Origin of the sequence: Coleofasciculus sp. E1-EBD-02 (assembly GCF_040218245.1) — a bacterium.
In the GTDB taxonomy this organism is placed as follows: domain Bacteria; phylum Cyanobacteriota; class Cyanobacteriia; order Cyanobacteriales; family Coleofasciculaceae; genus Coleofasciculus.
Genome location: NZ_JAVJQN010000271.1, coordinates 44,215 through 51,351, shown reverse-complemented (window position 1 = coordinate 51,351; position 7,137 = coordinate 44,215). Strand labels below are relative to the sequence as shown.

Here is a 7,137-nt window from a genome sequence, read left to right as displayed (position 1 = left end):
TTGGTTAAGGCTGATATCGAGCAACAACGCCGGGTATCAGCCAAGCGCAAGCGTTAACGGTTATCGACCAAAAGTTACACCGTGGACTTATACCAAGGCAGAATTCCTTATGGGTAGGTTTGTCTAGGTTTTTAGAAGCGGCAGAAAAAAATGATAATAGTGAAATCCGCCCCTACATTCGGAAAAATTCTTTCATTCCTAGTGCTATCCCATGGATTATCGAGAAGCTGGTGTTGATATCGAAGCAGGTCGAGCGTTTGTACAGCAAATTAGAGGGCTAGTCCAAAGCACCCATCGACCGGAAGTTTTAGGTGGACTCGGTGGCTTTAATGGTTGCTTCCAGTTACCGATGGGATATCGCGAACCCGTTTTAGTGTCGGGAACGGATGGAGTAGGGACAAAGCTGAAACTGGCTCATGAGTTGAATCGTCACGACACCGTTGGTATTGACTTAGTTGCCATGTGTGTCAACGATGTCTTGACATCTGGCGCACAACCCCTATTTTTTTTGGACTATTTAGCCACAGGAAAACTGAATCAAGAACAACTCACTCAGGTGGTAGCGGGTATTGCTCAGGGATGTCGTCAGGCTGGCTGTGCATTGTTGGGAGGAGAAACCGCAGAAATGCCCGGTTTTTATCAACCGGGAGAGTATGACATTGCTGGCTTTTGCGTGGGGATTGTGGAAAAAAGCGAAATTTTAGACGGTTCTCAGGTGCAATTGGGAGATGTGGCGATTGGTTTAGCCAGTCAGGGGGTTCACAGTAATGGGTTTAGTTTAGTCCGCAAAATTGTTAGCGATTCGGTTAACCAGGAATCGCCGTTCAGTTGGGATAGCTGTCCCGATTTACTGGGAGGTCAACGTTTAGGAGACGTGCTGCTGACACCGACTCAAATTTACGTGAAACCGATTCTAGATGCGCTACAAGCTGGGATTGAAATTCATGGTATGGCTCACATTACGGGTGGCGGTTTACCAGAGAATTTACCTCGGTGTTTAGGTCAAGGGCAATCGGTGCAGATTGAGCCGAATAGCTGGGAGATTTTACCGATTTTTCAGTGGCTAGCTGAGGCGGGTCAAGTGAGTCGGGGAGAGATGTTTAATACGTTCAATATGGGGATTGGGTTTGTGGTGTTGGTGTCATCCGTTCAAGCGGAAAAAACCTGTCGTTGGTTTGAATCTCAAGGTGTTGCGGCTTATCGGATTGGGGAAGTAATTGAAGGTTCAGGGGAAGTGGTTGGTCTATCGGGTTAATTAGGATGTTGTGAATAAGAACTCCCTTTTGCCATGGCGATTGTTTTGTCGTGGCGATTGAAATCGCTGCTACACAAACAAAGTCCGCCTGCGCGGACTGGGTTATAAGGGGGGTAGTTAACCCGGATTTAGTGCGATCGCAAAACTACTATTTTGTACTATTTTATTGATCGTAGCTGATTTCCTGAGATGAGTCAGAAGCATAAGGACATCCGATGGATGCCATTTATTCGTTTTTATACCTGCCGACTATTAACTTTCTCATTCACTTTCGTATTGATAAGGCAATGCAACTCTGCTGTGAAAACTATAATACCGTTGAGAAAAATGCTCTAGGTAAGGACTCGATAAAACGGTGCGTCGCTTGGCTATCCCTAGGTCAAGTTGACAGTATAAGGTAGATGCATCAATTCCAAATATTTTCTTGAAATCAGCCGTCAACTCAGGTAAACCTGCTTGTTCTAATTCATATTCAACAGGAATCTTTTCAAAAAAATAAAACCTTTCATGACGTTGGGATTTAACTAACTCCCATGCTTTCCTATTCATGATATCTTTATCTGCTATGTCTCTAACTTCTTGTGCTGTTGCAATTTCACATAAAATTACAGAATTTAACAATTTTGATGATTGAGCATTATTACTTTGCCTAGCTCTATAATCCCAATCTAAATCACAATCTTGTGTAACAATAATTGCATAAGGATGAATGACTGGTTCAAAAGACAATTCTTCAGCCTCTCGTGATAGTTCACTAACAACAGGGTTGTACTGAACCACATCTGTTAGTATCTCTCCTTGCCTGAGAGAAGCATTCTTAATTGACGGCTGGTAGATAGCTTTTTTTTTCATGCATCAAATATTGTTAGACAAGCTATGGTTCCACAACAATAGGTGGTCTAACTTGAGCGGATTTCAATTTACCTTTAACACGGCTAGCTGGAATAGTAGACAGATTAGCTTGAGAAAAGCGATCAGAATAAAAATCAGCAATTCCTTGAAGTTCCTCAGCCGCTTCTTCTAAAGCAGATTCCGGCAGAGATTGGAGGATTAGCAAACATTTCAGTAGTGCAATAAGTTTACTGAGAGGTAGGCGATTCCAATCACTTCTGAAAGATAGAGAAGAATCGGACATTCTTAGTTCAAAAGATGGATGCTGAACTATAAGCGTTTTCCCACTTTCTCGATCAACAACAAAATTTTTTGTAGGAATTTCTGCTAAAGTTTGACTATATCTCTGTGGTTTCAAGTGTCTGGGGTCGCATAGCGTGATGGAGGGTATCTGTGATGCTCCATCTGAAAAGATTTCTAGCTGATTTGTTGAATTTACCGAGTATGTTCCAGACATTTTCACCTCTCTCTATTTTTCGTTCTGTATAAAAATCAGCATCTAATAAATAAGCAAGCTCATCGTCACTTCTGTCTGGTTGTTTCACGGAAACAAGTCCATGCTTAAAATGGACTTGACCCTGTTCAGTTTTCAAAACTAGGTCTTTTATAATTGACTGAATTGAGGGTGCAAGTTTAGCATTGTATAACTCGGAACCAATATGTTCTGTGATCAAATCTGACCATTGTTTATTCTCAAGCCCTAGCTTTGAGCGAATAATCAAGTCTTGATATTGAAGCCCAACCCTTGTGTAAAAAGATGGTATATATATTCTTTCAAAAAGTTCAACCGCTTCTCGAAAACGTTTTTGGAAATGTTCGTACCTCTCGTATGCAGATGTACTTAGAGTAATAGAATCTTTGCTAATACATAAGTGCCATATCTGGTCTTCAGATTTAAAGCTATAGGATATATCGCTCAATAGGGGTAAACCAAATTTTTGAATGGCTTGAGAGATTTCAGATGGAACCTGCGGCTGTGTACTCTCGAAGAGTGGGTACTGAAACCTGATCTCATCCTGAAAATCCACTGGCTCTTGGCGAGAAATCTTAAGTATGGGTGGGAACCGCAATTGGCACGCAACCTGAATAAGGGGATTGCGTTCATAAATTACACGCTCGGACTCAGGTAAGTACATCAACCCGTTTTCGCCACAAAATAAACCATCGTAATTCCAGCTTAAATTATAACTCACATAACGTTGTCATAGATAGCATCTGTTTCGCTGTATCCAGAAAAGAATTGCTGGGCTGTCAATTGTGACCATGTTGTCGTTATTTCAGTCAACTCAGTCTCAACATCAGTCCGCGCAGGCGGACTTGGTTTGTGTAGCTGCGAATTCCATTCGCCATCGTTTTTTTCTTGGTTGTAATTGCTTACAAAATTATTCCCCTCTCCTCGCCGGAGAGGGGTTAGGGGAGAGGTCACAACGAATCAGGTTCCTGTCCCGACGCCACAGGTGCTGTGGCATTCAACTGTAACTCTGGATGATCCCCAATCACCTGCTGTAAATTCCACTCATTCTTAAACAACAAAACTGGACGCCCCCAGTTATCTTTCACCACCGCCGTGTTAAATAGCCGTCCCGCTTTTTCTAAAGCTTGCCACCCCCCAGCTACCCAACGGGCAACACTATAGGGCAACATATCTAATAGCGTTTCTACGCCATACTCATTCTGTAAGCGGAATTGTACCACCTCAAATTGCAACTGTCCCACGGCGGCTAAAATGGGGTCGCGCTTGGACTCATCCACAGAATACATAATCTGTATCGCCCCTTCTTCGCGCAACTCTGTCACCCCTTTGTGGAATTGCTTGAATTTAGAGGGATTGGGATTTTTTAAATAGGCAAATAATTCCGGAGAAAAGCAGGGAATTCCTTCATACTCCAAACGCTTGCCATTGTAAATCGTATCCCCGATCGCAAACACTCCTGGATTATTTAAGCCAATCACATCGCCTGGATATGCCACATCCAGAGATTCCCTGCCTTGGGCAAATAACTTCTGAGGTCTTGACAACCGTACCGTTTTACCAGTCCGGGCATGGTTCACGGTCATGTCCTTGTCAAATCGACCCGTACAAACCCGGACAAATGCCACTCTATCCCGGTGCTTGGGGTCCATATTGGCTTGCAGCTTAAACACAAATCCGCTGAAGTCTGGATAGGTTGGCGGCATTTCCCCCTCGGTAGACTTGTAGGCTTCGGGTTGCATGGCGTACTCTAAAAAGGCATCCAAAAACAGCTTGACGCCAAAGTTGGTCATAGCACTACCAAAGAACACAGGCGTCATCTGACCCTGATGCACCAACTCTAAATCTAAATCGGGTCCAATCCCCTCAATCAGTTCTAACTCTTCTTTCAACTGATAATACAGGTCTTGATCCAGCAATTTTTCAATCCGGGAATCCCCCAAATCGATTACCGTGTCTCCCGCTTCCTTACTCCCATGTGCCGTGCGTTCAAATAGGTGAATTTGCCGCAGACGGCGGTCAAACACGCCCTTAAACCGATCGCCCATACCAATGGGCCAATTCACGGCATACGTCTGTAACCCTAACTCCTGCTCAATTTCATCCAACAGTTCCAAGGGTTCCCGCGCCGGACGATCCATTTTGTTCATAAATGTGAAAATCGGCAGCGATCGCATCCGACAGACTTCAAACAACTTGCGCGTCTGTGGTTCCAACCCCTTCGCCGCATCCACCAGCATCACCGCATTATCCGCCGCCGCCAATGTGCGATAGGTATCTTCACTAAAATCTTGGTGTCCCGGCGTGTCCAGCAAATTAATCTGGCGATTCCTGTACGCGAACTGCAACACCGTCGAGGTAATCGAAATTCCCCGTTGTTGTTCCATCGCCATCCAATCCGACGTTGCCTTACGCTGCGCCCGTCGTGCTTTCACCGCACCAGCTTCGTGAATCGCACCTCCATAGAGTAACAGCTTCTCGGTTAGCGTCGTCTTCCCCGCGTCTGGGTGGGAAATAATCGCAAAATTTCGTCGGTGTTCAACCGCCGTTTGCAGTTCAGCCTTAAGTTCAGTGGACATTCAAAACGCCTAATTACGGAACACTCAGCCTTCTATTATAGAAGTTGAGATCCTGGGTCGGTGAGCTTGAGTTGGTAATTTATATATCCTAAGTCATATATTGTCAAGCGTTTTTATAACAATTCACCCTATAGACTTATAACCCTAGAAGGTGTAGTTTCTTCTAGTTTTGGGGAATACTTAAGTCAGTGCCGTTTGAGTCAATCCAATTTCTTCAGGTTCAAACGTTAACAGGGTGAGAACTTTCTCCTTATTTCCTGACTAGGGGGTTACATCCTCCACCATCAAAAATCAGGGTTAGTAAGGGGTAACAAGGAGGCTTGGAGTTCCTGACTGTACGCTGAGTCATAGTTCACGGTTTCACAGATCACTGATTGAGTCCCCTCAAACCGTTTCAATTTTACTAGATAAGAGCTGATTATTAGACTAGAAGGAGACATTATGCAGTCGTTGATCACGCACAGTTTGACTGCCCCACTTTTCATGCCTCATGGCAACTGCTATCTGTGGCAGCCCGGTTTAGTCTGGCTACATGTCTTATCCGATGCCTTCATTGCCCTAGCTTATGCTTCAATTCCCCTAACCTTAATCTATTTTGTTTACCAGCGACGGAATTTGCCGTTTTCCCGCATCTTTCTCATGTTTGCCGCTTTTATCATTGCCTGCGGTATGACCCATGCTATGGCAATTTGGACAATTTGGCATCCCGATTATTGGCTATCTGGATTAATCAAAGCAATTACGGCGTTAATTTCCGTCTACACTGCCCTAGAATTAATACCATTAATGCCCAAAGCCTTTGATGTTGCCAGTGCGGTAGAACTCGAAGCCGCCAACCAGCGTTTAGAAACTGAAATTCAAGAACGCCAACAAACCGAAGTGGCGTTGCGGCGATCGCAGGATGAAATTCAGCAAAAAGCGACCCTTTTAGAAAAGGCGTTGCGTGACTTGCAACATGCCCAAGCCCAATTAGTTCATACGGAGAAAATGTCGAGTTTGGGACAACTCGTTGCCGGGTTAGCCCATGAAATTAATAATCCAGTTAACTTTATTTTCGGAAATCTAGTCCATGCCAAAAATTATGCACAAAATTTACTGGATGTAATTTCCCTGTACGATAAGCACTATCCCCAACCTGTCCCAGAAATTCAAGCGGCGGCGGAACAGATGGATTTAGGGTTTCTGCGAGAGGACTTACCTCACCTACTCGAATCGATGGAAGTGGGAACCAAGCGGATTCGTCAGATTATACTGTCATTGCGTAACTTTGCCCGGATGGATCAAGCTGAGGTGAAAGCAGTGGATTTGCACGAAGGGTTAGAAGGTACATTGCTGATTTTGCAAAATCAACTCAAGGCAAAACCGGGATATGCGGAAATTCAGATTGTTAAAGAGTATGGAGATTTACCCAAAGTAGAATGCTACGCGGGACAACTCAATCAGGTGTTTATGAATCTCTTGAGTAACGCGATCGATGCGTTAGAGGAATCAAGAACCACGGATAATGGAAAAAATTATCCCACGATTCGGATTCGGACTGAAGCGATCGCACCTAACCAAGTTGCGATCCGGATTATCGATAATGGTCCAGGAATGACTGAGAAAACTCAGCATCAACTCTTTGACCCCTTCTTTACCACCAAACCTGTAGGTAAAGGAACCGGATTAGGACTATCCATTAGCTATCAAATCGTCGTTGATAGACATCAGGGTCAGCTGAACTGTCGATCCGCACCAGGACAAGGCGCAGAATTCGCGATCGCGATTCCGATTCAGCAACATCGACAGCAACAAATACCTCAAACCGAGGCAAGTTTGACAACTTAAAGGAGGGATAGGGACAGCCGTGTCAACTTAAAGTCAGGCTTGTTTTATCAAGTTAACTATCTAGACTGTTTTAATATGACCAGATCAGTGTTTTTTAAGTAAAATAAACTTAA

6 protein-coding genes are annotated in these 7,137 nt (G+C 44.1%); 2 read left to right on the top strand and 4 right to left on the bottom strand.

Annotated features, from left to right (window positions below):
• Window positions 1-211 precede the first annotated feature (211 nt).
• A complete protein-coding gene (gene purM, locus RIC07_RS39050; protein WP_446399214.1) occupies window positions 212-1,255 on the top strand; it encodes a phosphoribosylformylglycinamidine cyclo-ligase in 1,044 nt (347 codons plus the stop codon).
• A 261-nt stretch (window positions 1,256-1,516) separates the two neighbouring features.
• Here the strand turns inward: purM and RIC07_RS39045 are convergent, their stop codons facing one another.
• The 4 genes from RIC07_RS39045 to prfC form a co-directional block, all read right to left on the bottom strand.
• Window positions 1,517-2,107: a hypothetical protein gene (locus RIC07_RS39045; RefSeq protein ID WP_446399213.1), complete on the bottom strand. Its 591-nt coding sequence runs from the start codon at window positions 2,105-2,107 to the stop codon at window positions 1,517-1,519.
• A 22-nt stretch (window positions 2,108-2,129) separates the two neighbouring features.
• Window positions 2,130-2,390, bottom strand: a complete 261-nt coding sequence (locus RIC07_RS39040) for a hypothetical protein (protein WP_446399212.1) — start codon at window positions 2,388-2,390, stop codon at window positions 2,130-2,132.
• A gap of 94 nt (window positions 2,391-2,484) precedes the next feature.
• Window positions 2,485-3,282 carry a TIGR04255 family protein gene (locus tag RIC07_RS39035; protein ID WP_446399215.1) on the bottom strand — a complete coding sequence of 266 codons (798 nt, stop codon included), beginning with the start codon at window positions 3,280-3,282 and terminating at the stop codon, window positions 2,485-2,487.
• Between the two features lie 286 nt (window positions 3,283-3,568).
• Window positions 3,569-5,197, bottom strand: coding sequence for a peptide chain release factor 3 (prfC, locus tag RIC07_RS39030; RefSeq protein ID WP_006106022.1), 1,629 nt, complete (start codon window positions 5,195-5,197; stop codon window positions 3,569-3,571).
• A gap of 441 nt (window positions 5,198-5,638) precedes the next feature.
• Between prfC and RIC07_RS39025 the strand changes: the two genes are divergently transcribed.
• Window positions 5,639-7,024, top strand: a complete 1,386-nt coding sequence (locus RIC07_RS39025) for a sensor histidine kinase (RefSeq protein WP_446399211.1) — start codon at window positions 5,639-5,641, stop codon at window positions 7,022-7,024.
• Window positions 7,025-7,137 lie beyond the last annotated feature (113 nt).